At 73.1% G+C, this 23,636-nt stretch carries 20 protein-coding genes; 2 read left to right on the top strand and 18 right to left on the bottom strand.

Going from position 1 to position 23,636, the window contains the following annotated elements; genetic code table 11:
- Positions 1–7 precede the first annotated feature (7 nt).
- The 18 genes from GVN67_RS04810 to GVN67_RS04895 all read right to left on the bottom strand — a co-directional run bounded on the left by GVN67_RS04810 (position 8) and on the right by GVN67_RS04895 (position 19,799).
- On the bottom strand, positions 8–2,407 hold the full coding sequence (locus GVN67_RS04810) for a TonB-dependent siderophore receptor (protein WP_200845132.1): 2,400 nt from the start codon (positions 2,405–2,407) through the stop codon (positions 8–10).
- Positions 2,408–2,524: 117 nt separating this feature from the next.
- Complete coding sequence (locus tag GVN67_RS04815; protein ID WP_159993349.1) at positions 2,525–3,514, bottom strand: FecR family protein; 990 nt, start codon at positions 3,512–3,514, stop codon at positions 2,525–2,527.
- A complete protein-coding gene (locus tag GVN67_RS04820) occupies positions 3,514–4,014 on the bottom strand; it encodes a sigma-70 family RNA polymerase sigma factor (protein WP_159993351.1) in 501 nt (166 codons plus the stop codon). The genes GVN67_RS04815 and GVN67_RS04820 overlap by 1 nt, the downstream gene beginning before the upstream one ends.
- 59 nt (positions 4,015–4,073) lie before the next feature.
- The gene (locus GVN67_RS04825; RefSeq protein ID WP_159993353.1) at positions 4,074–5,663 is read right to left on the bottom strand and encodes an ABC transporter substrate-binding protein; all 1,590 of its coding nucleotides are present in this window, start codon (positions 5,661–5,663) and stop codon (positions 4,074–4,076) included.
- Positions 5,650–8,628 carry a winged helix-turn-helix domain-containing protein gene (locus GVN67_RS04830; RefSeq protein ID WP_159993355.1) on the bottom strand — a complete coding sequence of 993 codons (2,979 nt, stop codon included), beginning with the start codon at positions 8,626–8,628 and terminating at the stop codon, positions 5,650–5,652. The genes GVN67_RS04825 and GVN67_RS04830 overlap by 14 nt, the downstream gene beginning before the upstream one ends.
- A gap of 339 nt (positions 8,629–8,967) precedes the next feature.
- Complete coding sequence (locus tag GVN67_RS04835) at positions 8,968–9,867, bottom strand: DMT family transporter (RefSeq protein ID WP_200845133.1); 900 nt, start codon at positions 9,865–9,867, stop codon at positions 8,968–8,970.
- A gap of 133 nt (positions 9,868–10,000) precedes the next feature.
- Positions 10,001–10,990, bottom strand: a complete 990-nt coding sequence (locus GVN67_RS04840; protein WP_159993357.1) for a tripartite tricarboxylate transporter substrate binding protein — start codon at positions 10,988–10,990, stop codon at positions 10,001–10,003.
- Positions 10,991–11,087: 97 nt separating this feature from the next.
- Complete coding sequence (locus tag GVN67_RS04845; protein WP_159993359.1) at positions 11,088–12,596, bottom strand: tripartite tricarboxylate transporter permease; 1,509 nt, start codon at positions 12,594–12,596, stop codon at positions 11,088–11,090.
- 7 nt (positions 12,597–12,603) lie between these two features.
- Complete coding sequence (locus GVN67_RS04850; RefSeq protein ID WP_200845134.1) at positions 12,604–13,071, bottom strand: tripartite tricarboxylate transporter TctB family protein; 468 nt, start codon at positions 13,069–13,071, stop codon at positions 12,604–12,606.
- 200 nt (positions 13,072–13,271) lie between these two features.
- Entirely contained in the window at positions 13,272–13,502 is a 231-nt protein-coding gene (locus GVN67_RS04855; RefSeq protein ID WP_159993363.1) for a hypothetical protein, read from the bottom strand.
- 32 nt (positions 13,503–13,534) lie between these two features.
- The gene (locus GVN67_RS04860) at positions 13,535–13,828 is read right to left on the bottom strand and encodes a hypothetical protein (protein WP_159993365.1); all 294 of its coding nucleotides are present in this window, start codon (positions 13,826–13,828) and stop codon (positions 13,535–13,537) included.
- Positions 13,829–13,896: 68 nt separating this feature from the next.
- Positions 13,897–15,108: an MFS transporter gene (locus GVN67_RS04865; RefSeq protein ID WP_159993367.1), complete on the bottom strand. Its 1,212-nt coding sequence runs from the start codon at positions 15,106–15,108 to the stop codon at positions 13,897–13,899.
- 184 nt (positions 15,109–15,292) lie between these two features.
- Complete coding sequence (locus GVN67_RS04870; protein ID WP_159993368.1) at positions 15,293–16,069, bottom strand: VOC family protein; 777 nt, start codon at positions 16,067–16,069, stop codon at positions 15,293–15,295.
- A gap of 17 nt (positions 16,070–16,086) precedes the next feature.
- Positions 16,087–16,503: a DoxX family protein gene (locus tag GVN67_RS04875; RefSeq protein ID WP_159993369.1), complete on the bottom strand. Its 417-nt coding sequence runs from the start codon at positions 16,501–16,503 to the stop codon at positions 16,087–16,089.
- A 101-nt stretch (positions 16,504–16,604) separates the two neighbouring features.
- A complete protein-coding gene (locus GVN67_RS04880) occupies positions 16,605–17,504 on the bottom strand; it encodes a LysR family transcriptional regulator (RefSeq protein WP_159993370.1) in 900 nt (299 codons plus the stop codon).
- A gap of 57 nt (positions 17,505–17,561) precedes the next feature.
- A complete protein-coding gene (locus GVN67_RS04885; protein WP_159993389.1) occupies positions 17,562–18,527 on the bottom strand; it encodes an SMP-30/gluconolactonase/LRE family protein in 966 nt (321 codons plus the stop codon).
- A 130-nt stretch (positions 18,528–18,657) separates the two neighbouring features.
- A complete protein-coding gene (locus GVN67_RS04890; protein WP_159993371.1) occupies positions 18,658–19,143 on the bottom strand; it encodes a hypothetical protein in 486 nt (161 codons plus the stop codon).
- A 56-nt stretch (positions 19,144–19,199) separates the two neighbouring features.
- Positions 19,200–19,799 (bottom strand): TetR/AcrR family transcriptional regulator, encoded by a 600-nt coding sequence (locus tag GVN67_RS04895; RefSeq protein ID WP_159993372.1) that lies wholly within the window; start codon positions 19,797–19,799, stop codon positions 19,200–19,202.
- A 170-nt stretch (positions 19,800–19,969) separates the two neighbouring features.
- Here GVN67_RS04895 and GVN67_RS04900 point away from each other — a divergent pair, with 170 nt between their 5' ends.
- Positions 19,970–22,078 (top strand): methyl-accepting chemotaxis protein, encoded by a 2,109-nt coding sequence (locus tag GVN67_RS04900; protein ID WP_159993373.1) that lies wholly within the window; start codon positions 19,970–19,972, stop codon positions 22,076–22,078.
- Positions 22,079–22,240: 162 nt separating this feature from the next.
- Positions 22,241–23,476 (top strand): MFS transporter, encoded by a 1,236-nt coding sequence (locus GVN67_RS04905; protein WP_159993374.1) that lies wholly within the window; start codon positions 22,241–22,243, stop codon positions 23,474–23,476.
- Positions 23,477–23,636 lie beyond the last annotated feature (160 nt).

Here is a 23,636-nt window from a genome sequence, read left to right on the forward strand (position 1 = left end):
GTTCGTTTCAGAAGCGGTAGCGGAGGCCGGCGATGACGGTGCGGCCGGCCGCCAGGTAGCAGGCATCCTGCGCGCCGCAGGTGGAGATGACGCGCTGGTCGGTCAGGTTGGTGGCGGTCAGCTGCAGCCGGGCGGGACCGATGTCATAGCCGATGGCCATGTCCAGCAGGGTATGGGCGGCGATGCGCAGGGTATTGGCGCCATCGCCCCAGCTCTGCCCGACATAGCGGATGCCGGCGCCCAGGCTGAGGCTTTCCAGCAGCCCCTCCGGCACGCGGTAATTGGCCCAGGCCGAGGCCATGTGGCGCGGCACCAGCGTCGGCGCCTGGCCGCGATTGCCGCTGTTGCTGCGGGTCACCTCGGCATCGGTGTAGGTGTAGGAGGCGAGCAGGTCGAGGCCGGGCGCCGGGCTGGCGCGGCCCTCGAGCTCCAGCCCGCGCGAGCGCACCTCGCCCTCGGCCACGCTGAAGCCCGGGCTGCGCAGGTCGGTGGTCAGCACGTTGCTCTTGACGATGTCGAAGACGGCGGCCGTCAGCAGCAGCTCGGTGCCTAGCGGCTGGTACTTGATCCCCGCCTCCCACTGCCGGCCGAAGCTCGGCGCGAAGGGGGTGGAGCCATTGGCCGGCGAGGCGATCCCGCTGTTGGGGACGAAGGATTCCGAATAGCTGACATAGGGCGTGACGCCCCAGGGCGCGGCATAGGAGATGCCGGCGCGGCCGGTGAAGGCGGTGTCGTCCAGGCTGCTGCGCGTGCGCGCCAGCTCGTTATGCGTGTCGCTGCTGAAGCTGTCGAAGCGGCCGCCGAGGGTGAAGATCCAGCGGTCGATCTTCGCCTGGTCCTGCAGGTAGAGGCCGAGCTGGTCGTACCAGGTGTTGTAGTCGACCTGCGGCGTGGTGGGGTAGGGGATGCTCACCCCATAGACCGGGTTCAGCCGGTCGAGCGAGGGCGCCGTGCCGATGCTCCGCCGCACACGCCCGGCGGTGCGGTAGTAGTCGATGCCGGCCAGCAGCGTGTGCGCCACCGGCCCGGTGCTGACATCCGCCTGCAGATGGGTGTCGACCGAGAATTGCGACAGGTGCTCGTCGAAGCGGCGGGCATAGCGCGAATAGGTGCGGCCATCGGCGCCGAGCGTCAGCAGCTGCAGGTTGTTGAGCAGGATGTCGACCTCGCCGTAGCGCAGGTTCTGCCGCAGCGTCAGCGCGCTGTTGAAGCGGTGCTCGAACTGGTAGCCGACATTGAATTGCTTCTGGGAGAACAGGTCGAAATTCGGGTCGCCCACCAGGGTGCGGGTCGGCCGCGCGTCGCGGGTGACCAGGTTGATGGTGCCGCCCGATTCATCGCGCAGATAGTCGGCGAAGAGCGTGACGCTCGTCGAGGCATCCGGCGCCCAGGTCAGCGACGGCGCGATGTAGACGCGGTCGTCGCCCACCTCCTGGCCATTGCCATAGGTGAAGCCGGTGTCGCTGCGCCGGACCACGCCGACCAGCCGGTAGAGGAAGTGGCCGTTCTCGTCGAGCGGGCCGGTGGCGTCGATCGCCGCCTGCAGACGGTTGTTGTTGCCGGCCTGCAGCAGCACCTCGCGCGCGGGCGTCGCCGAGGGCCGCTTGCTGACACGGTTGACGATGCCGCCGGCATCCGCCTGGCCATAGAGCACCGAGGCCGGGCCGCGCAGGATCTCGATCCGCTCCAGCGCATAGGGCTCGGTGCGGAAGAAGCTGTAGCTGTTGTTGGCCTGGCGGATGCCGTCGCGATAGTCGCTGGTGCCTTGCGCGTTGAAGCCGCGCAGCAGGATCCAGTCGAAACCCTTGGGATCGACGCCATAGGATTCGATGGCGACGCCGGGGACATAGCGCAGCGCCTCGGAGACCGACTGGACGTTCTGCTGCTCCAGCTGCGCGCGGGGCACGACGCTGATCGATTGCGGGATCTCGGACAGCGCCGTGTCGGTCTTGCTGGCGGTGGCGGAGACCGGCGCCACCATGCCGGCGACCGGGCTGTAGCCACGCGCCGCGGCGGCCTGGACATCGACCTGCGGCAGCGCCATCGCGCCCTCCGCCGCCGGGCGCGGCAGCGGCACCAGGGTCACCGTGCCGGGCCCGGCGAAACGCCAGGTCAGCCCGCTGCCGGCCAGCAGCCGGCGCAGCCCTTCCTCGGGCGTCATCAAGCCGTTGACGCCCGGGGCGGTCGCGCCGGCATCGAGCGCCGAAGGGTAGGAAATCTGCAGCCCCGATTGCAGGCCGAAGGCAGCCAGCGCCGCCGGCAGCTTCTGCGCCGGGATGTCGAAGCGGCGCAGCGCCTGGGCGCTTTCCGCGGCGGGCGCCTGGGCGACGGCGGGCAGGGCCAGGCCGGTGGTGGCCAGCAGCCCGGCCAGCAGGGCCGGGCGGGTCAGCGAAAGGGTCGGTGGCAAGGCGGCAAGTCTCCGGGCAGCGCTTCCGAGCTGCGGCTGACAGTCAGTCGCAGCTCGCTCTTGCCGGGTTGACGTCCGGGCCGGGCAAACCCTGCAAAGATTCTTCACCAATGAGCGTCAGCGCGCCTCGGCCAGCAGCAGCCAGGGCGTCAGGCGGCGCAGCCGGCCGCCGGCGGTCTCGACCACCGCCGCCGCCGCCGCCTCGGGGCGGGACAGGTCGTAGCTGCCATTGACCCGCTGCGCCCCCAGCGCCGCGTCGCGCAGCCAGAGCCGCGCCGGCAGGTAGCGCTGCAGCTCGGCCAGCACCTCGGCCACCGTCCAGCGCTCGACCACCAGCCGGCCCTGGCGCCAGGGGGCGATGGCGGCGAGCGCCACCGCCTCGCGCCGCAGCGCGCCATTGCCGAGGTCGAGCCGGGCGCGGGCGCCGGCGGTCAGCGGCGCCGCGGCGGTCAGGTCGCGGCCGTCGAAGGCCAGGCCGACGCGGCCTTCCTCCACCCCCAGCTCGAGCTCCGCCGCGCCGCGGCGCAGCGCGAAGCGGGTGCCGAGCACGCGCGCCTCGGCGGCGGCGATGGCCACGGTGAAGGGCCGCGCCGCATCGGGGGCGACGGCGAAGAAGGCCTGGCCGCGCAGCAGCGCGACGCGGCGGGCGCCGTCCGCAAAATCGACGCGGATCGCGCTGCCGGTGTCCAGCGTCACGCGGCTGCCATCGGCGAGCTCGACCAGCCGGATCTCGCCGGTCGCGGTCTGCAGCAGCCCCTCCGGCGCCGGCCAGCCGGTCCAGGCGAGGCCGGCCGCCGCAGCCGCCAGCGCCGCGCCGCCGGCCAGCAGCCGGCGGCGCGGGGCCATGCCGCTGGTGGGGCCGCGGGTGGGCGCCACGGCGCTGGGCCAGGCCAGGCCAGGGGAGAGCTGCGGCGCCAGCTCGGACAGGGTGCAGGCCTCGGCATAGGCCGCGGCATGCGCCGGGCTTTCCGCCAGCCAGCGCCGCAGCCGGGCGCGCAGCGCCGCGTCGTCCGGCCGCTGCTCGAGCGCCAGGAGAAAATCCATCGCGGCCTGCCAGGCAGGGTCGGCGGCGGCGGCCAGGGCGCCGGGCGGGGGTTCGGGCGGCATCAGCCCTCCCCTCCCGGAAAAACCCGGGCGCGGCAATGGGTCATGGCGTCGCGCAGGTGCAGATGCACCAGCCGGGGCGAGATGCCGAGGGTGCCGGCGACATGGTCGACGGTATAGCCGCCGATGCGGCTCATCTCGAAGACCAGCCGGGTGCGGTCGGGCAGCTCGGCCAGGGCGGCCTCCAGCCGGCGCAGGCGGTCGCGGCCGGCGGCCTCGTCCTCCGGCGAGGGGATGGCCGGCGGCGCGGCCAGGCCGTCGCGCAGCCGGCCCTCGCGCGACAGATGCCGGGCGGCGTCGATCGCCAAGTTGCGGATCATGCGGAACAGGTAGGAGAGCGGCTGCTCGACGCGAGCCAGCGGCGGCGCGCTGCACAGGCGCAGATAGGCGTCCTGCAGCACATCCTCGGCCCGGTTGCGGTCGCGCAGCACGGCGACGGCCGCCTTCAGCAGCGCGGTGCGATGGCCCAGGAAGGCCTCGATCAGCAGGGGGTCCTGGGACAAGCGGCGCTCCTTCTGGCGCCGCTGCTAGCCTGGATGCGAGTGATTCGCAAATGGTTCCATCAAGGAGCCGGCCGCAACCCGGTGCCGATGGTCAGCCCGTCGCGCCGGGCGGCAAACGCCAGGCCGCGCCGCATCGCCCAGGCATTGACCCCGTGCAGCAGCGGCAGCAGCGCGGCATCGTCGACCACCGCCAGCCGCACCGCCTGCCGCCACAGCGCCTGGCGCGCGTCGCTGCCGGGCGTCTCCACCGCGCGATCGATCAGCGCGTCCAGCGCCGGATTGGCATAGCCGCCGGGGTTGAAGCTGCCGCGGCCGCGCGCCCGGTCGCGGCTGGCCAGCATGGCGGTCAGGTAGCTCTGCGGCTCGCCCGACAGGCCGAGCCAGCCGGAGAGCGAGGCGGCGAAGCGGCCTTGGACGAAGCGCGGCAGCCAGGCCGCATTCGGCATCGTCTGCACCTCGGTCGCGACGCCGACCTGGCCCCACATCTGCGCCACCGCCTGCAGCGTCTCGACATCGTTGACATAGCGGTCCTGCGGCCCGGTCAGGGTCAGGCGGAAGCCGCGCGGCCAGCCGGCCTCGGCCAGCAGGCGGCGGGCTTCGGGGCGGTCCAGCGCCGGCGGCGGCAGGCTGGCATCGGCCGAGACGCTGTCGGCGGGCAGCAGCTGGCCGGTGGCGCGGGCCTCGCCCTGCATCACCTGCGCCACCAGCGCGTCGCGGTCGATGGCCAGCGACAGGGCGCGGCGGACCCGGACGTCTGCCAGCGGATTGCGCGGTGGCGGCGCGCCATCGGCGTCCAGCACGCCGTCGGGCACCGCGTCGCGCTGGTCGAGGGCGATGTAGATCAGCCGCGGACTCTGCGCCCGCGCCAGCGCGACATCGTCGCGCGCGTCGAGGACAGAAAAATCGCGCGGCGGGACGGCCTCGATCAGGGCGACGTCGCCGGCCAGCAGCGCCGCGACCCGGGCGGCGTCCTGCGGGATGGCGCGCAGCGACAGCTGGGGCCAGGCGGGGTGCTCGGCGGCCGGGCGCCACCAGCCGGGATCGGCCTGCAGCACCGCGCCCTCGCCGGGACGGAACCGCGCCAGGCGCCAGGCGCCGCTGCCGATGGCGGCGCTGCCGTCGTTGAAGGCGCCGGTGGCGGCCGCGGCCAGGCGCGCGGGGATGACCATCAGCGTGGTCATGTTGGTCGGCAGCAGCGGCACGGCCCCGTCGGTCGTCAGCCGCAGGGTGCGGGCATCGACGATCTCGACGGCGCGGATGTCGCGGAAGAAGGGCGTCAGCGGCGAGGGGCTGTTCGGCAGGGTGCGCGCCCGCTGCAGGCTGGCGGCGACATCCTCCGCGGTGACCGGGCTGCCATCCTGGAAGCGGGCGGCGGGGTCGAGGCGGAATTCCCAGCCATGGCCCGTCTCCAGCGGCGCCCATTCGCGCGCCAGCAGCGGCAGCAGCGCGCCCTCCGGCGACCAGTCGAGCATCGTCTCGAAGACATGGCGCTGCAGGGCGAAGCTGGGCGCATGGGTCTGGTAATGCGGGTCGAAGCTGGTCGGCGGCGCCGCCAGGCCGATGGTCGGACCGGCCGCCGGCTGCGCCATCGCTGGCGCCGACAGCGCTGCTGCCAGCAGCAAGATCGCGAAGGCCTCACGCACGGTCATCGGCGATCGCGGTCAGGGTTTTCCGCGTGCCGCCGAGCAGGAGGGTGGCGCGGCGGTGGTCGGCGGTGGCGGCGCCGCCCTCGATGGCGCGCAGCGCCTGGCGCAGCAACGCCGCCGCCCCCTCGGGCGCCAGCTCGGCCAATACCGGCGGCAACGCGCCCTCGGCGAAGTGGAAAAAAATGCTGGTGGCCAGGCGAAGCTCCCAGCCGGGCACCTGCTGGCGGCGCGCCAGCAGCAGGCCTTCCGCCAGGTCGGCCGCGATCAGCCCCGGCGCCTCCCCCGCCCGCGCCCGGATGTCTGCGCGCAGGCGCAGAAGCTCCGGCTCGTACCAATGGTCGTGGTTGCCGCGGGTGCGCTCGAGGATGGCGTCGATCTCGCCCCGCGCCTCGGCATGGCGGCCGGTCAGGCTGAGGCCCTCGGCCAGCCCGCCGCGGATCTGGCCGGAGCGCAGCGCGATGGCGGTGGGCGACATGCCGGCCAGCGCCGCCGCCAGCCGCGCCACGCCCTCCGCCGCCGAGCCGCCTTCCTCGCCGGCGGCGCGGATCGCCTCCAGCCCGGCGAAGATTTCGCGCCGCGGCTGCCAGACGGCGTGCTGGCCCAGCCGGTCCTGCACCAGGGCCAGCGCCGGCGCCGCATGGCGCAGCCCGCCGCAGAGCAGCGCCACCGGCAGGGCGGCGTAGAAGACGGCGAAGCCCAGCGAGAAGGGATGGTCCAGCGTCAGCGCATCCTCGACCGCCGCATTGGCCAGGGCCAGCGCCCGGTCCGGCTGGCCCTGCAGCCACAGGATCTGCGCCAGGGTGCTGGTCGAGAGGATGCGCTGGTCGAAATAGTTCATCCGCCCCAGATGCGAGGCGACCGGGCGGCGGGTGTAGCGCGCCAGCATCCGCTCGGTCAGGCGGCGCGCCTCGGCCTGCTCGCCCAGATTGTGCAGGACATAGCCGACCAGCCGGTCGGCCATGGCGGCATCGTTCGGGTCGGGGGCGGTCGCCGCCTCGGCGCGGAACCGCTCGGCCATGGCCAGCGCGGCGCGGAAATCCTGGTCCATGGCGACCACGGTCAGCCCGTTCAGCGCGCGCAGCCGGTGCTCCTGGTCGTCCAGCTGCCCGGCCAGGGCCAGGGTGCCCTGCCAGCCGCGCGCCTGGGCCGGCACGTCGCCCATCAGCAGCGCCGTGGTGCCGAAGGCCGCGTGCAGCCGCATCGCCAGCCGCGGCGGGGTTTCCGGCGCGCCGGCCAGCGCGGCCAGCGCGAGCTCCAGCCGGCGGCGGCTTTCCTCGACCAGGCCGAGCAGCGCCCAGAGCGGCGCGGCGGCGACCGACAGCGCCAGGCCGGTGCCCACCGCGCCGGGCTCGGCCGCGCCCTCGCCCAGGCTCCAGTCCAGCGCCGCCCGCAGATTGTCCAGATGCGGCGCCAGCAGCCGGCGCAGCTCGACCGGCGGGCGGCTTTCCCAGAGCGGCGCCGCCGCCTCCAGCAGGTCGAGCAGCCAGCTGGCATGGCAGGCCGCCAGCCGCGGCAGGCTGCCATCCTCGGCCAGCCGGCCCAGCAGATAGGCGCGCGTGACGTCGAGGCAGCGGTAGCGCATGCCGGCCGGGCCGGGCTCGGCCAGGATGAAGGATTTTTCCACCAAGTCGGCCAGCCGTCCGACCGTCTCCGCCTCGCCGCGCCGCGCCGCCTCGGGCGTCAGGCCACGGCAGCGGGCATCGAGCGCCAGCGCCGCCTCCAGGCTGAACGGGCCCTTGAAGATGGCCAGCCGGGCCAGGAAGCCCTGCTCCGCCGGCGCCAGCAGCCGGTGGCTCCAGTCCAACGTGGCGCGCAGCGTCTGGTGCCGCGGCAGCGCCGTGCGGCGGCCCTGCATCAGCAGGGCGAAGCTTTCGTCCAGCCGCTCGGCCAGCCCCTCGATGCCGAGCTGCGCGGCGCGGCCGGCGGCGAGCTCGAGGGCCAGCGGGATGCCGTCCAGCCGGCGGCATATGTCCGCCAGCGCCGGGGCCTCGGCATCGCGCAGCGGCGCGCGGGCGCCGGCGGCCTGCATCCGCTGCAGGAACAGCTGCGCCGCCGGGAAGGCCAGCAGCGCCGCGGCATCGCGCGCCCCGCCCTGCGGCGGCACGCTGAGCGAGGGCAGCCGGTAGCTCCATTCGCCCTCGACGCGCAGCGGCTCGCGGCTGGTGGCCAGGATGCGCAGGCCCGGCGCCTGGCGCAGCAGCGCCTCGGCCGCCGCCGCGGTGGCGTCGATCACCGCCTCGCAGCTGTCCAGCAGCAGCAGCGCCGGGCGCGCCTGCAGCGCCGCGGCCACGCTGACCAGCAGGTCGCCGCCGCCGCCGAGCTCCAGCGCCGCGGCCAGCCGGCTGGGCAGCCGCGCCGGATCGGCCAGGCTGCCGAGGTCGATGAAGCAGACCGGCAGCCCGCTGGCCTGCGCCACGGCGATGGCCAGCGTCGTCTTGCCGATGCCGCCCGAGCCGGTCAGCGTCACCAGCCGGCGCCGGGCGAGCTCCGCGGCCAGCGCGGCGATGGTCGCCTCCTGCCCCACCACCGGGGCCAGCCGCGCCGGCGGCGGCGGCAGCGGGCGGGGCTCGGCGGCGGGCGCCGGCACGGCCCCGGCATCCGACCGGACGGGGGCGACGAAGCAATAGCCGCGGCCGGCGATGCTGAGGATGGCGCGCGCCAGCGCCGGATCCTGCGCCAGCGCCCGGCGCAGCGTCGCCACCTGGGCGCGCAGGTTGCTCTCGTCGACCTGCTGGCCGGGCCAGACCTCGGCCATCAATTGCCGCTTGTCGACCATCTCGCCGGGCTGGCGGGTCAGCGCCACCAGCAGCGCCAGGGCGCGGCTGCCGAGCGGCACCGCCTGCTCGTCGCCATCCTGCCCGTCGCCATCCTGCGTCAGCAGGTGCCGGGCCGGCCACAGGGTGAAACCGCCGAAGCGGAGGGCGTGTGATTCACCGGCCGCGCCTGCGCCCTGTCGCCCCTGCGCCATCGATTTCCAGCACCCGTCAACCATCTCGCCCGGGCAAGGAAGCCGCCGGGCGGGGCGGCAATCTGCCATGCGGCCCGGCCAGCGGCAACCGGAGGGTGTGCTTAGCTTCCGCGGTGGAACCCCCGGGCGTCCGGCACCAGGCTGCGCGGGTCCAGCCCGGCCTGCTGGCGAAACATGGCCACCGCCCCCTCGGCAGAGCGCGCGGCATTGCCCTCCCGCGCCGCGGCCTTCGCCCTGGCGCCCTGGCGCCCTGGCGCCCAGGACAAGGAACCGCGCCGCCCTCAGGGAATGCGGGCCGCCCTCACGCTGCCGCCAGACCCGGACACATCCGCCGGGGAATTACTGGGGGTGGACCGGCGGCACCCGGCTCCAGCCCTTCGGCCGGCGCACCCGCTCGCGCTTGAAGGTCAGCACGCCGGAGAACAGGATGATGGCGACGCCCACCGCCATGATCGGCTCCAGATGGTCCTCGAAGACCAGGTAGCCGAACAGGATCGCCCAGATCATCTGGCTGTATTGCGCCGGCGCCACCAGGCTGGCCGGGATCCGCGCCGAGGCCAGCATCACCAGGATATTCCCTGTGGCCGCCAGCAGCCCATAGCCCAGGATCCACAGCCATTGCAGCGGGCTGGGCCAGACGAAGCCCGGCAGCATCAGCAGGCCGGTGGCCAGGATCGGCCCGATCAGCCCGGCGCCATAGAGCGAGATGCGCTTCTCGGTCTGGCCGAAGGCGCGCAGCGTGACCACGGTGATCGCCCCCGACAGCCCGCCGACCACGGCGCCGACATGGCCGATGTTGAGCTCGCGGAAGCCCGGGCGCAGCACCACCAGCACGCCGGCGAAGCCCAGCAGCACCGCCCCCCAGCGCCGCCAGCCCACCTGCTCCTGCAGGAACACCACCGACAGGATGGTCACGAAGGTCGGCATCAGGAACAACAGGCAGAAGGCCTCGGCCATGGAGAGATGGGTGAAGGCCACCACGCTGCCCAGGCTGCCGGTGGCCGCGGCGCCGGCGCGCACGCCCCACATGATGCGGTTCTTCGCGCGGAAAATGTCGCGGTAGCGCTCGCCGGGGCGCTTCACCCACGGGATCGCCACCATGCCGGAGACGGCGCCGAAGAACACCGCCTCGTAAGCGCTGATCGAGCCCTCCAGCAGCTTCACGGAGGCATCCGAGACCGCATAGGCAAGATAAGCAAGGAAAGCCAGCAGGATGCCCTGCGTCATCGTGCGGTCCATGAACAACGTCCCGGGCGTAAACCCACCCTTTGACGCGTTGCAGCATGGACCGCCAGGGGGCAACGAATGACAACCAAAAGAAAGCAAGCAGCGGGGGAAGGAATTCCCCCGCGCCCCCTTCTCTTTCTGTCAATCAGGTCTTCGCCAGGCCGGCGGCCTTCATTGCCACGCCCATCGCGGCGTCGGTTTCGGCCATGACCCTGCCGAAGCCGGCGCCGTCGGCCCAGTCCATGCCGAAGCCGCGCGCCTTCATGAACTCGGAATACTGGTCGGACTTGTAGACCTTCTCCAGCGCCCCGGTCAGCAAGGCAGCATGCTCGGCCGGCAGCTTCAGCGGCGCGCCGATGCCGCGCCACACCGCGGTCTGGTAGTCGACGCCCAGGCTCTCCTTCAGCGTCGGGATATCCGGGAATTGCGGGTCGCGCTGCGGCGACATGATCGCCAGGCTGCGGGCGCGGCCGGCATCCAGCATCGCCCGCGCCTCGGGGATCGAGCAGGGCACGATGTCGATGCCGCCGGCCACCAGGTCCTGCATGCCGGGCGCCGCGCCGTTGGAGGGAACCCAGCGCACATGGTCGGGCTTCAGCCCCATCGCCTGCAGCCAGCCCACCAGCGCCAGGTGCCAGATGCCGCCCTGCCCGGTGCCCGAGGCCTTCAGGCGGCCCGGCGGGCTGGCCTTGATGCCCTCGGCCAGCGCCTTGATGTCCTTGTAGGGCGAGCTGGCGCTGACCTGCACCCCCGGCGCGTCGCGGTTGACCAGGCCAAGCGGCGTGTAGTTGGCATGGGTCAGCTCGGTCAGCCCCTGCCAGTGCATCATGGCGATCTCGACCGTGATGATGCCGATCGAATAGCCGTCCGGATTGGCGCTGGCGAGCGCCGCATGGCCGACCACGCCCGAGCCCCCGGTGCGGTTCACCACGTTCACCGGCTGGCCCAGCTCCTTCTCCAGCAGGGCGGCGACGATGCGCGCGGTGGCGTCGGTGCCGCCGCCGGCGCCCCAGGGGCAGATCAGCTGCAGCGGTCGGACCGGGTAGCGCGGCTGGGCGAGGGCGGGCGCGGCCAGCGGGGCGACCGCCAGCCCGGCGCCCGCGCCGAGCAGCGTCCGGCGGGAGAATGGGGACATGGTGCTTCCTTCCTGTGTTTTTCTGTCGTTTTCATGGCTCCGGCATGGATGCCGGTTCATCTCGAACTATGAACGAAAGCGCGGCCGTCAGCCAGGATTACGCGGGGCGCTGAAGCGTCGGCCGGTTGCGGGCGCGGCGGCGCAGCAGCCAGGCGCCGACCGGCCACAGCAGGGCGCCGGCGGTGATGGCGGCCAGCACGCTGGAGATCGGCCGGTCGATGAAGGGCAGCAGGCTGTTGTCCGACTTGATCAGCGAGGTGACGAAGCTCTGCTCCACCATCGAGCCCATGACGATGCCCAGCACCAGGGCGGCGACCGGATAGCCGTTGCGCTCCATGACGTAGCCGACAACGCCGAAGAAGCCGACCAGCAGCACCGAGAACATGTTGTTGCCGGTGGCGAAGGCGCCGACCGCGCAGAGCATCAGGATGATCGGCATGATCGAGGCGCGCGGCGCCCGCAGCACATGCGCCGCCAGCCGGATCATGATGATGCCCAGCGGGATCATGATGATATTGGCGAGGATAAAAATGATGTAGAGGGCGTACATGCTCGACGCCCGCTCGGTGAACAGCGTCGGCCCCGGGTTCAGCCCCTTCATGTAGAGCACGCCGATGGCGATCGCCGTGATGGTGTCGCCCGGAATGCCGAAGAGCAGCGCCGGCACCCAACCGCTGGCCAGCGACGCGTTGTTGCTCGCCCCCGCCTCGACCAGCCCCTCGGGGTGGCCGGTGCCGAATTTTTCCGGGGTTTTCGAAAAACGCTTCGACATGGCGTAGCTGACCCAGGCGGCCATGTCGGCGCCCGCCCCCGGCAGCACGCCGATGATGATGCCGATGACATTGCCGCGCCACATCGGCCATTGGTACTGCTTGGTCAGCTTCCACTGCCCGGCCATGATGCTGCCGAACTTGCGGCGGGGCAGCGGCGGCGGGTCGAAGGTGGCCAGCGCCCGCATCACCTCGGAGAGCGCGAAGACGCCAACGAGGGCCGGCAGCGGCTCGATCCCGCCCAGCAGGTCGGCCATGCCGAAGGTGAAGCGCGGCGCGCCCGCCGGGTTCTCCATGCCGATGCAGGAGACCAGCAGCCCGAGCAGCATCGAGGCGATGGCCTTCACCGGCGAGGAGCGCGCCACCAGCGTCGCGCACATCAGCCCGAGCACCGCCAGCCAGAAATACTCATAGGAGGAAAAGTTCAGCGCCACCTCGGCCAGCAGCGGCGCCATGATCACCAGCGACAGCGTGCCGACGATGCCGCCCACCGCCGAGAACCACAGCCCGGTGCCCAGCGCCAGCTCCGCCTGGCCCTTGCGGGTCATGGCATAGGCTTCGTCCGTGTAGGCGGCCGAGGCGGGGGTGCCTGGGATGCGCAGCAGGCAGCCCGGGATGTCGCCCGAGAAGATCGCCATGGCCGAGGCGGAGATGATGGTGGCCACCGCGGCGATCGGCGACAGGTAGAAGGTGACGGGCACCAGCAGGGCGGTGGCCATGGTGGCCGACAGCCCGGGCAGCGAGCCCACCACCAGCCCGTAGATCGAGGAGGCCAGGATGGCGATCAGCACATCCATCTGGCCGACGAGGCGGAAGCCTTCGATGAGGTCGTTCATCGCCGGATCACCAGGGCAGCGGCAGCAGGCCGTCGGGTAGCGGCACCCGCAGCAGCTTCATGAAGATCGTGGCGATCCCGAGCGGGGCGAGGACCGCCAGCGGCAGCGCCAGCCGCCAGCTGGCGCCGAGGGCCAGGGCGACCACCAGCACCATCGTGGCGGCCGTCGGCAGGAAGCCCAGCCAATCCGCCACCAACGTGTAAAAAACCAGCAGCAGCGGCGGGATGAAGGCGCGCAGCTCGGCGAAGCGCGGCGGCTGCGGCACCGCCTCGCCGGCGGCGGGCGGGATGACGTCCTCGGGCGCCTCGAAGCTGTGGCCGACGCGCAGCAGGATCAGCGCCCCGCAGCCGACCAGGCCGAGGCCGATGATGGTCGGGAAGACGCTGGGCCCGACATCCTGGCCGGGCACCCCGGGCTGCAGGCTGGCGCCGTAGACGGAGAAGCCGCCCAGCGCCACCAGGAAGGCCCCGGTCACTCTGTCCGAAAGCTGCAATGCCTCGATCCCCTTCCCTGGCCCTCGGGGTCCTGGCGAAGGCGGCAGCCGCCTTCCCGGCCCCGTTTGCGGGCGTCGACTTTCTTGGTCGGGGAAGTGTGACGATGCCGGAAGATTCCGGTCAAGGACTTGTCGGACAAGACGACAGGAGGCGCCCTCCTGCCGCCCCGATCACCCCCCGATCATTGCGCCGGCAGGGTCGCCGGGGCCGGGGTCTTCATGATGACATAGCCGCCGCGCTCCAGCATGCGCAGCACCGCCTCGGCGGTCTGGTCGGCGACGAACTCGCCCAGCACCTTGCCGGGGGCGACGGGGCGGCTGCGGCCGCGCTCGTCATAGCGCAGCGCCAGGGAAATCTGGCCGGCGATCTCGGCCGGGTCGGCCAGGCGCAGCGGGACGCGGGGCTCGGACATCGGGATCTTCCTCATGGTCGCGAAGGGGGTGGTCATGACAGGGCGCAGCCCTGCACGGGCTGGATCACCTCGCCGCCCGGGCAGGCCCGGCGCAGCGAGACATCGGCCGCCGCCTGGCCGCAGCCGGCGCAGCGCAGGCTGCCCGCGAAGGCGCGCAGCGACAGCGCGCCGCGCTCGGCGAGCAGCCCGGCCACCGGCAGCGGCAGCCCCGGCTGGCAGCCGGGATCGGCGCAGCGGTAGCGGACCGACCAGGCGGCCCAATGCGAGAGCGGGGTGGCGAGCGCGCCCCCGGCGCGAAGCGGGGGCGGGGTCATCGCAGAAGCCATGCGCATCATGTCCTCCTTGGCGGTGCTCCAGAGCTACCACCAAGAACAGAACATGAACAAGCCGATTCTCAGCCCCTCAGCAGCCGGGGGATCATCGGCAGGCCCATGGCGGCCGGCAGGGCGGCCATGACCAGCAGCGGCAGGGTCCAGCCGAAGGCCGCGACCATCAGGGCGAAGGCGAAGGGGGCGGCGAAATAACAGAAGAAAACCACCAGGGTGACGCCGCAGGTGGCGTCGCTGATGCGGCCCTCTGGCGCGACGCGGGCGACCTCGGCCAGCGAGATGCCGTTCCAGCTGGCGGCGACGAAGCCGCAGCCGGCGGCCAGGGTGCCGAGCAGCCAGGCGGGCGTCCCCACCGGGGCGAGGGCGAAGACCGCCGCCAGCGCCGAGCCGGCGAAGGCCTGGACGGCCAGCACCAGGCTCGGCCGGCCGCTGCGGTCGGCGACCCAGCCCAGCAGCAGGCGGGCGGTGACGCCGCTGCCCTGCATGACGGCGAAGATCAGCCCGGCCTCGGTCAGCGACAGCCCGTGCTTGGCCACCAGCCAGGTGACGACGAAGGCGAAGAGCGACCCCTGCAGGCAGGCGAAGGCGCCGCTGAGCAGCGCCAGCGGCAGCAGCATCGGGTGCAGCGACAGCGCCGAGAAGGGGGCCGCCAGGTTGCTCGGCGCCAGCAGGGCGCGCGGGCCGATCGGGCGGCGGGCCTCGCGCCCGGCATCGAGCGTCGCGCGCCAGGGCTGCACCACCAGCCCCGCCGCCAGGCCGAAGGCGAGGCCGAGCAGGCAGACCGCCTCCCAGCCATGGCGCAGCGCCACCGCCGGCCCGACCAGGCCGGCGATGACCGCGCCGAGCGGCGCGCCGGCCTGCTTGACCGAGAAGATCAGGGTGCGGTGCCGCGGCGGGGCGGTGGCCGCCAGGATGCGGCTGCCGGCCGGCGGCGTCGGGCCATAGCCGATGCCCAGCAGCAGGGAGGCGGCGAACAGCACCGGCGCCCAGCCCAGCGCGGCGAGGCCGATGGCGCAGCCGGCCAGCGCCACGCCCAGCTGCAAGGTGCGCACCGGCCCCCAGCGCAGCAGCAGCGGCGCGCCGCAGGCCAGGAACAGCGCGGTGCCGAGCGAGCCGAGGCCGGCCAGGTAGCCGATGCTCTGGCCGGACAGGCCGAGGGCATCCGTCATCACCGGCGCCACCACCGGCAGGGTCTGGCCGAGGGCGGCGGCGGCGGTCTGCATGGTCAGGGTGACGCCGAGCGCCGATTGCCAGCGCGGCCTGGCCCCGCTGGTCAAGGTTTTTGCCGGAGACTGGAAGTTCCGGGAGTCGCGTCGATGCTGGGCAGGGGCATGCGGCGCAGCATGGGCCGCGCCCCCTGCCCCGGCAAGGCGGCGGGAATGCCGCGAAGGCCCCGCGCCGCCGTCGCCGGGACGGAGCGCGCGCCTCTCGCCTGGCGCGGGGCGATCCCTGGTCCCGGCCTCAGCTTTCTGTCGTGGTGATGGTGGTGCCCCAAGGGTCTTCATGCCGGGCCTCGGGCAGCCCGATGAGCTCGACTTCCGCCAGCCCTGTGCAGGGCATGTCGCGACGCCCGGCGCCGGCGCTGTTCCAGACATTGGCCGCCAGCTGGTGGTGGTAGCCATCGGCGCCGAAGAAGCTGCCGCCCTGGTAGCGCGCGGTGATGCCGAAGCCGAGGCTGCCGGCATAGAAGGCCTCGGCGGCGGGGATATCGCCGACCTGCAGGTGGACATGGCCGATGCGGGTGCCTTCCGGCGCCGTGGTCCAGGCCGGCCCGTCGCCCAGGGCGATCAGCGCCTGCAGGTCCAGCGGCTCGGTGCCCATGGTCACCTGGCCGTCCTGCCAGCGCCATTCCGCCTCGGGACGGTCGGCATAGACCTCGATGCCGTTGCCCTCGGGGTCCGACAGGTAGATCGCTTCCGACACCGCGTGGTCGGAGGCGCCGGCGATGCGCTGGCCGGTGCCGGCCATGTGGCGCAGCCAGCGGCCGAGATCGGCGCGTTCCGGCAGCAGGAAGGCGGTGTGGAACAGGCCGGCCTCGCGGCGCGCGCTGCGGCGGGCCGCCTTGTCCTGGCGCAGCGTCAGGAAGGGGGTGGCGCCGGCGCCGAGGATGGCCTCGCCGCCGCCGGCCGAAAGCAGCGAAAGGCCAAGGATGCGCTGGTAGAAGCCGCTGACCTGGTCCAGGTCATGCACGACCAGGGTGACCTGGCCGATGCGCGGGGCGAAGAGGCGGTTGGTCATTTTTCTGTCCGTTTCCTTCAGGCGGCGCGGCGCAGCGGGGTCGGGCGGAGGGCATGGGCGCCGTCACCCGTCAGGGCCAGCGCGACCAGGGCAGCGATCCAGAATGCCAGAAATTCCCAGCCGCCCTTGGGGTTGGTGAAGAAGAAGCCGGCCGGGCCGTGCACGGTGGCGATGGCGCCGAGCAGCACCGGGATCATGGCGAGGGCGGCCAGCCGCGGCCAGACGCCCAGGATCAGCGCGGCGGCGCCGACGACCTCCCAAAGGATGGTCACATAGGCCAGCCACCCGGGCAGGCCGAGCGAGGCGAAGAAGCCGGCCGTCCCGGCGGGGGTGAAGACGAAGAACTTCAGCCCGGCATGGGCCAGGAACAGCCCGCCCAGCGACAGGCGCAGCAGCAGGGCGGCATAGGGGGCGGTGCGGGGATCGGTGGTCATCGCGGCGGGCTCCATGAGCAAGGTTGCCCGCAGGATGCCCGCTTCCGATCCACGGGATTAGCCGCGGAAAACGGGGGTTACTTCTTCCATTGCGGAAGGGATCACCAGCCCTGGTCCCAGGGCGGCGTGGCGGCGAAGGCTTTTGCCAAAAAGTCGACCAGCACCCGCAGCTTCAGCGCCAGCTGCCGCGCCGGGGGGTAGAGGGCGTAGAGGCCGAAGGCCAGGGGCTCGGCGTCGCGCAGCAGCGGCAGCAGCCGGCCGGCGCGGAAGGCAGGGCCGGCGACGAAGCTGGGCAGGCGGGCGATGCCGAAGCCGGCCTCGGCGGCGCGGCTGCAGGCCTCGGCGTTGGAGAAGCGCAGCCGGCCGGCGACCGCCAGGTTGATCCCGCCGGCGAAGCGCCAATGCGACGGGTCGCGCAGGTTGCTGTCGATGATCAGCGCATGGGCCGCCAGGTCCGCGGGCGTCGCCGGCGTGCCATGCGCGGCGAGATAGGCCGGCGACGCCGCGCAGGCGACGCGGATGTCGCAGAGCCGGCGGGCGATCAGGCTGCTATCCTCCGGCTGGCCGATGCGGATGGCGGCGTCGAAGCCTTCATCGACCAGGCTGACCGGCCGGTCGGAGAAATGCACGTCGAGCTCGATCGCCGGATAGGCGGCGGCGAAATCCAGCAGCACCGGGGCCAGCTGCGCCGTGCCGAAGCTGATCGGCACCGAGAGCCGCAGCCGCCCGGCCGGCGCGCCCGAGGCCTGGCGCAGCGAGGCGTCCAGCGCCTCGAACTCGGTCAGCAGCGGGCGCAGCCGCTCGTAATAGGCCTGGCCGAGCTCGGTCGGCGCCAGCGCCCGGGTGGTGCGCTTGATCAGCTGGACGCCGAGCAGCGCCTCCAGCCGCGCCACCAGCTTGGAGGCCTGGCCGGAGCTGGTGCCGAGACGGGTCGCGGCGGCGGCGAAGCTGCCCGTCTCCAGCACCGCGATGAACATCCGGTCGCAGTCCAGCCGCTCCATTTTTCTGTCAGTTCCCGTCGCGCCGATGGCGCGACGGTTCTACGCGGGCCGCGTCGCTCAGACCAGCGCGGCGCCCTGGGTGTTGACGTAGATCGAATACAGCGACTTGCTGGCCGCCATGAACAGCCGGTTGCGGTGCCGGCCGCCGAAGGCCAGGTTGGCGCAGCGCTCCGGCAGGGCGATATGGCCGATCGGCTTGCCGTCGCGGTTGATGATGCGCACCCCGTCCAGCGCGTCGCTGCCCATGCCCCAGCCGCACCAGAGATTGCCGTCGACATCGACGCGGAAGCCGTCCGGCGTCTCGCCCTCGGCGCAGGTGACCAAAGCGCGGCCGGCGCCGATCCCCTGGCCGTCCGGGTTGACGTCGAAGCTGCGGATGACGCGCGGCGTCAGCCCGCCCTCGATGACATAGAGCAGCTTCTCGTCCGGGCTGAAGGCCAGGCCGTTGGGGCGGTTCAGCCGGTCGGTGACCAGGGTCACGGCGCGGCTGGCGGGGTCGATGCGGTAGAGGCTGGTGGGCAGCTCGACCGGCGCGGGCTCGCCCTCGTAATGGCCGAGGATGCCGAAAGGCGGGTCGGTGAACCAGACGCTGCCATCCGACTTGACCACCACGTCATTGGGAGAATTCAGCCGCTTGCCGTCGAAGCTGTCGGCGAGCACGGTGATGGCGCCGTCGAACTCGGTGCGGGTGACGCGGCGCGTCAGGTGCTCGCAGGTGATCAGCCGGCCCTGGCGGTCGCGCGCATTGCCGTTGGCGAAGTTGGCAGGCTTGCGGAATTCCTCGACACGACCAGAAACCTCGCTCCAGCGCAGCAGCCGGTTGTTCGGGATGTCGCTCCAGATCAGCGCGCGCTGGTCGCCCATCCAGACCGGGCCTTCCGACCAGCGGCCGCCGGTCCACAGCCGCTCGACCGCGCCGGCCGCCAGGCGATAGCGGGCGAAGCTGGGGTCGAGGATGCGGATCGCCGGATCGGGATAGCGCTCGGTGGGCGTCCATTGCGCCCGCGCCGGCGCCGCCAGCATGGCGGCGCCCAGCCCCAGCCCGGCGCCCAACAACCCGCGCCGCTGCGTCATCTTGTTCATTCTGGGTTCCTCCCCTGATTCTCAAGGAAGCCCAAGCGGTAGCATTGTATGACGTCATACATCAACGCCGTCATGCGCGGCGGCGGGAGGCCCGGCGCAGGTGCAGGATCTGGGCCGAGAGGCCGATGACCAGCATCGCCAGCAGGCTGGCCTGGGCGCCCAGCAGCAGCGGCGAGGCCGGGTCGGTGACGAAGGGATGGCCGTCCGGCACCCGGCGCAGGATCTCGGTGACCGTCGGCACCATCAGCAGGAAGGCGGTCAGGCTCAGCAGGATGGTCTCCAGGTAGCGCGCCGCGGCGCCGAGGCGCGGGACGCGGCCGACGCCATAGCCGGCCAGCAGCAGCAGCAGGGTCACCGCGCCGATGACATGCCCCGCCGCCTGGTGCGCCACCAGGAAGACGGTCAGCCCGCCGATCAGCATGGCGACGAGATAGCCGAGCCCCGGCAGCGAGCGCGGCACGATCCGCCCGTGGCGGGCGAACATGTAGAGGGCCAGCGGGATGGCGGGCAGGCTGCCGAGCGTGTGCAGCCAGCCGGGCGGCGAGATTCCGAACATGACATCTCCCTTCTAGTAGGTAGGTTGAAAGGCCAAAAAAACGCCGCGCCGGCCGCTCACGCCGCGAGCGGCGCGGCGAGGCGGGCCAGCAGCGGCCGGGTCACCGCCGCGAAGATCGACGGGTCGCCATAGGCCCGCGCCGACAGCATCGCGCCATGGACGGTCGCCATGAAGGCCTCGGCCTCCTCGGCGGGGCTGGCCGCCAGGCGCAGCCGGCCCTGCGCCGCGCCGCGCGCCAGCACCGCCGCCAGCCAGCGTGACAGCGCGCGGAAATGCGCCTGCACCTCGAGGGCCACCGGCTCCGGCAAGGCGGGCAGCTGGCTGGCCAGCAGGGCGCAGAGGCAGAAGGGCGGGCCGGCATCGGCGATGCAGGCCTGCCAATGGCCGAGATAGGCGCCCAGCTGCGCCGCCGGGTCGGGGATCTCGGCCTCGAGCATCGCCATGCCCGCCGCCGCCGCCTCCCGGTGCCGGGCGACCAGGCTGCGGACCAGCTCGACCTTGGTCGGGAAATGGTGGTGGATGCTGGCCTTCCGGATGCCGACCACCGCGGCGATGTCGGCATAGCTGAAGCCGTTGTAGCCGCCCTCGACGATCAGGCCGCGGGCGCAGGCCAGGATGTCGTCAGCAGTGGTCGAGGGGGTCTGGAGGCTGCCCATGCCGTCTGCCTACCTTCTAGTAGGACGGCCGTCAAGCATCCCAGTCTGTCCCGTCTCGAATCGCGAGAATGGTTAATTAAATGTCAGCACCCTTTCCCTAAACCCCACGCTCTGGACAAAGCTTTCGACGAGCGGCGCCCCCCAGGGGGGCAGGCCCAAAAGGGGATGGCATGGTGGAGAGCACGAAAGCGCGGGGCATGTCGGTGCGCGGCATGTCCGTGCGGGGCATTCTGGGCGCGGTGATCGGCGCGCTCGGCGTGCTGGGCGTGGCCACCAGCGGCGCCGATGTCTGGCATGGCTGGCAGGCGCGCGGCCAGGCCGAGCGGGTCGCCACCCTGTCGCGCATCGATGCCGCGCTGTTCGACACGTTGAACGCCGCCCGCGTCGAGCGCGCCGCCATGCTGGCCGCCCTCGCCGGCCAGGGCCCGGCCGATGCCGCCGCCACCACCCGCATCGCCGAGCTGCGCGGCCGGGCGAACGCCGCCTTCGCCGAGGCGCAGCGCCGCATGGCCAGCGCGCAGCTCGATGCCGGGCTGACCGGCGCCCTGGCCTCGGCGCAGGCGGCCATGACCGCGCTGCGCGGCCGGGTCGACAGCGCGGTGACGGGGGCCAGCCGCGAGGCCGAGGCCTCCGCCGCCGCCGCGCGCGAGACCCAGGCCTATCTGGATGCGCTGACGCGGGCCGACGCGGCGCTGACCGACATCATCCTGCGCGCCAATCCGGGCATCGGCCAGCTGCTGGGGATGAAGCAGGCGGTCTGGGGCGCGCGGCTCGCCGCCGGCGGCATCGGCGGCATGTCCGAGGTGCTGCTGGCCGCCCGCCGCGCGCCGACGCCGGCCGAGGTCGCGACGGCGGCCGAGCTGCGCGGCCAGGTCGCCGCCATGTGGGCCCAGGCCCAGGCCATCGCCGCCCGCCCCGAGATGCCGCAGAGCCTGCGCGACGCGCTGGCGCCGCTGGCCGAGCGCTTCCCCGGCGCCTTCATCGCCCGCCAGCGCGCGGTGGCCGACGACCTGGCCGCCGGCCGCCCGGCCATGCCGCTGGCCGATTTCCAGCGCGCCAGCGCCGGCGACGTGACCGCCGTCGGCGAGGTGTCTCTCCTGGCCCTGCGCGAGCTGGTGGCGCGCGCCGATGCCGAGGCGTCGTCCGCCACCACCGCGCTGGCCCTGTCGGGGCTGGTGCTGCTGGCGGCGCTGGCGCTGATGCTGGGCGGGCTGCTGCTGGTCAGCCGCCGGGTGATCCGCCCGATCGGCGCCATGACGGCCACCATGCAGCGCCTGGCCGCCGGCGAGCTGGCGGTGGCCATCCCCGGCCTCGGCCGCGGCGACGAGATCGGCCGCATGGCCGCCGCCACCGAGGTTTTTCGGAGCGGCCTGCAGACCGCCGCCCGCCTGGCGGAGGAACAGGCCGCCGAGCGCGCCGTGAAGGAAAAGCGCGCGGCGGCCCTGGCCAATCTGGTGCAGGGCTTCGAGGGCCGGGTCGGCGCGCTGGTCTCGCTGCTGGCCAGCGCCGCCGGCCAGCTGGAGGGCACCGCGCGCGGCATGTCCGACACCGCGGGCGCCACCGACGACCAGGCCGGCCGGGTCTCGGTCGCGGCCGGCGAATCCAGCCGCGGCGTGCAGACGGTGGCGGCGGCGGCCGAGGAGCTCTCGGCCTCGATCGCCGAGATCAGCCGCCAGGTGTCCCAGGCCAGCGGCGTCACCGCCCGCGCGGTGGAGGATGCCCGCCGCACCGACGGCGCCATGCGGGCGCTGGCCGAGAATGCCCAGCGCATCGGCGAGGTGGTCGGCCTGATCAGCAGCATCGCCAGCCAGACCAACCTGCTGGCGCTGAACGCCACGATCGAGGCGGCGCGCGCGGGCGAAGCGGGCAAGGGCTTCGCGGTCGTCGCCTCCGAGGTGAAGAACCTGGCCAGCCAGACCGCCCGCGCGACCGAGGAGATCGGCGTGCAGATCGCCACCATCCAGGCCGCGACCCGCGAGGCGGTGGGCGCGCTGGAGGGGATCAGCGCCACCATCGCCGAGGTCAGCAGCACCACGGTCAGCATCGCCAGCGCGGTGGAGGAGCAGACCGCCGCCACCGCCGAGATCGCGCGGACCGTGCAGCAGACCGCCCAGGCGACCGAGCAGGTGACGGTCAACATCGCCTCGGTCAGCGCCGGCGCGCAGCAGACCGGCTCGGCCGCCGGCGAGGTGCTGTCGGCCGCGACCGCGCTGTCCGGCCAGTCGGACAAGCTGCGCGCCGAGGTCAACGACTTCGTCCACCAGGTCCGCGCGGCCTGAGCAGGGCTGCACCGGCGGGCTGCACCGGCGGCTTGCGGGGCACGCAACCGCCGGCGCTCACCCGATGGCAACCGGCAGGGGTGCAGCATCGTTGACCGGAAGCACGGACTTGGCCAAGCACGCCAGGCGCCGCGCCAACACCCGGCGGAGCGTTCCTGATCCATGGCCTCTCAACGCAGCCAGCGCGGCTTAGACTGGCTGACCTTCTTCGCGGCGGATGTGCAGACCGGCTTCGGTCCCTTCATCGCCGTCTACCTGACCGCCAAATCCTGGACCGAGGCCGAGATCGGCCTGGCGCTGAGCGTCGGCAGCCTGACCGCCATGCTCAGCCAGGTGCCGGCCGGCATGCTGGTCGACGCCACGCCGCACAAGCGGCTGGCCGCCCTGCTGGCGCTGCTGGCCATCGCCGGCAGCGCGGTGCTGCTGGCGCTGTTCCCCTCCACCTGGCCGGTGCTGGCGGCGGAAGTGCTGCACGGCTTCGCCAGCTGCGTGCTGGTGCCGGCGCTGGCCGCCATCAGCCTGGCCCTCGTCGGCCGCAAGAAGCTGAGCGAGCGGCTCGGGCGCAACGGCCGCTACGCCTCGCTGGGCAATGCGGCGGCGGCCGCCCTGCTCGGCCTGACCGGCGCCTATGTCTCGGGCGAGGCGGTGTTCTGGTTCACCGCGGCGCTGACCATCCCGGCGATCCTGTCGCTGCAGCTGATCTCGGCCAAGGACCTGGCGGAGCGGGTGAAGCGCGCCCGCGGCAGCGGCAGCGGCGAGGGCGGCATCAAGGACCTGCTGCTGCAGCGCGGCGTGCTGGTCTTCGCCGGCTGCTGCCTGCTGTTCACCCTGTCCAACGCCGCCATGCTGCCGCTGGCCAGCGCCGGCATGACGCAGGAGGCGGGCGAGCGCGCCAACCTGTTCGTCGCCGGCGGGCTGGTGGTCAGCCAGGTGGTGGTCGCCATGATCTCGCCCTGGATCGGCCGGCTGGCCGAGCAGCATGGCCGCCGCCTGCTGCTGCTCGCGGGGGTGGCGGTGCTGCCGGTGCGCGGCGCGCTGCTGGCGATGCTGAGCGGCCCGCCGGTGCTGCTGGCGTCGCAGGCGCTGGACGGGCTGACCGCCGGCGTCTTCGCCGTGCTGGTGCCGCTGATCGCCGCCGACCTGACGCGGGGCACCAACCGCTTCAACCTGTGCATGGGGCTGTTCGGCCTGGCGGTGGGCATCGGCGCCACGGTCAGCACCGCCGCCGCCGGGCTGGTCGCCGCCTGGCTGGGGCCGTGGATCGCCTTTGCCGGGCTGGGCGCCGTGGGGCTGGCCACCTTCCTGCTGGTGCTGCTGGCCATGCCGGAGACCAAGGCCGGCCGCGCCATGCCGGGGGATGCCGATCGCGCCGCCCCGGCGGCCGAGCCCGCCGCGTGACGGGGGAGGCATCGATAAAGGGGACTGGACGCAAGTGCGCATCAGTCGCAATAAGGCGCCCCGCCTGATCGAAGACCGCTTGGAAGGCCGACCGATGCCGCATGCCCCCCTCCCCCGCCTCCTAATGCACGGCGCCCAGCCCGGCAAAGGCGATCCACGG

The sequence above is a fragment of the Roseomonas sp. 18066 genome (assembly GCF_902706185.1).
GTDB lineage: Bacteria > Pseudomonadota > Alphaproteobacteria > Acetobacterales > Acetobacteraceae > Pseudoroseomonas.

Bases quoted from the DNA above. Each gene is read 5' to 3' on its own strand.
- GVN67_RS04880 (WP_159993370.1), bottom strand. From the start codon at position 17,504: ATGGAGCGGCTGGACTGCGACCGGATGTTCATCGCGGTGCTGGAGACG.
- GVN67_RS04815 (WP_159993349.1), bottom strand. From the start codon at position 3,514: ATGCCGCCCGAACCCCCGCCCGGCGCCCTGGCCGCCGCCGCCGACCCT.
- GVN67_RS04825 (WP_159993353.1), bottom strand. From the start codon at position 5,663: ATGACCGTGCGTGAGGCCTTCGCGATCTTGCTGCTGGCAGCAGCGCTG.
- GVN67_RS04895 (WP_159993372.1), bottom strand. From the start codon at position 19,799: ATGGGCAGCCTCCAGACCCCCTCGACCACTGCTGACGACATCCTGGCC.
- GVN67_RS04885 (WP_159993389.1), bottom strand. From the start codon at position 18,527: ATGCTGGCGGCGCCGGCGCGGGCGCAATGGACGCCCACCGAGCGCTAT.
- GVN67_RS04900 (WP_159993373.1), top strand. From the start codon at position 19,970: ATGGTGGAGAGCACGAAAGCGCGGGGCATGTCGGTGCGCGGCATGTCC.
- GVN67_RS04890 (WP_159993371.1), bottom strand. From the start codon at position 19,143: ATGTTCGGAATCTCGCCGCCCGGCTGGCTGCACACGCTCGGCAGCCTG.
- GVN67_RS04875 (WP_159993369.1), bottom strand. From the start codon at position 16,503: ATGACCACCGATCCCCGCACCGCCCCCTATGCCGCCCTGCTGCTGCGC.
- GVN67_RS04830 (WP_159993355.1), bottom strand. From the start codon at position 8,628: ATGGCGCAGGGGCGACAGGGCGCAGGCGCGGCCGGTGAATCACACGCC.
- GVN67_RS04845 (WP_159993359.1), bottom strand. From the start codon at position 12,596: ATGAACGACCTCATCGAAGGCTTCCGCCTCGTCGGCCAGATGGATGTG.
- GVN67_RS04855 (WP_159993363.1), bottom strand. From the start codon at position 13,502: ATGTCCGAGCCCCGCGTCCCGCTGCGCCTGGCCGACCCGGCCGAGATC.
- GVN67_RS04870 (WP_159993368.1), bottom strand. From the start codon at position 16,069: ATGACCAACCGCCTCTTCGCCCCGCGCATCGGCCAGGTCACCCTGGTC.
- GVN67_RS04835 (WP_200845133.1), bottom strand. From the start codon at position 9,867: ATGGACCGCACGATGACGCAGGGCATCCTGCTGGCTTTCCTTGCTTAT.
- GVN67_RS04905 (WP_159993374.1), top strand. From the start codon at position 22,241: ATGGCCTCTCAACGCAGCCAGCGCGGCTTAGACTGGCTGACCTTCTTC.
- GVN67_RS04840 (WP_159993357.1), bottom strand. From the start codon at position 10,990: ATGTCCCCATTCTCCCGCCGGACGCTGCTCGGCGCGGGCGCCGGGCTG.
- GVN67_RS04860 (WP_159993365.1), bottom strand. From the start codon at position 13,828: ATGGCTTCTGCGATGACCCCGCCCCCGCTTCGCGCCGGGGGCGCGCTC.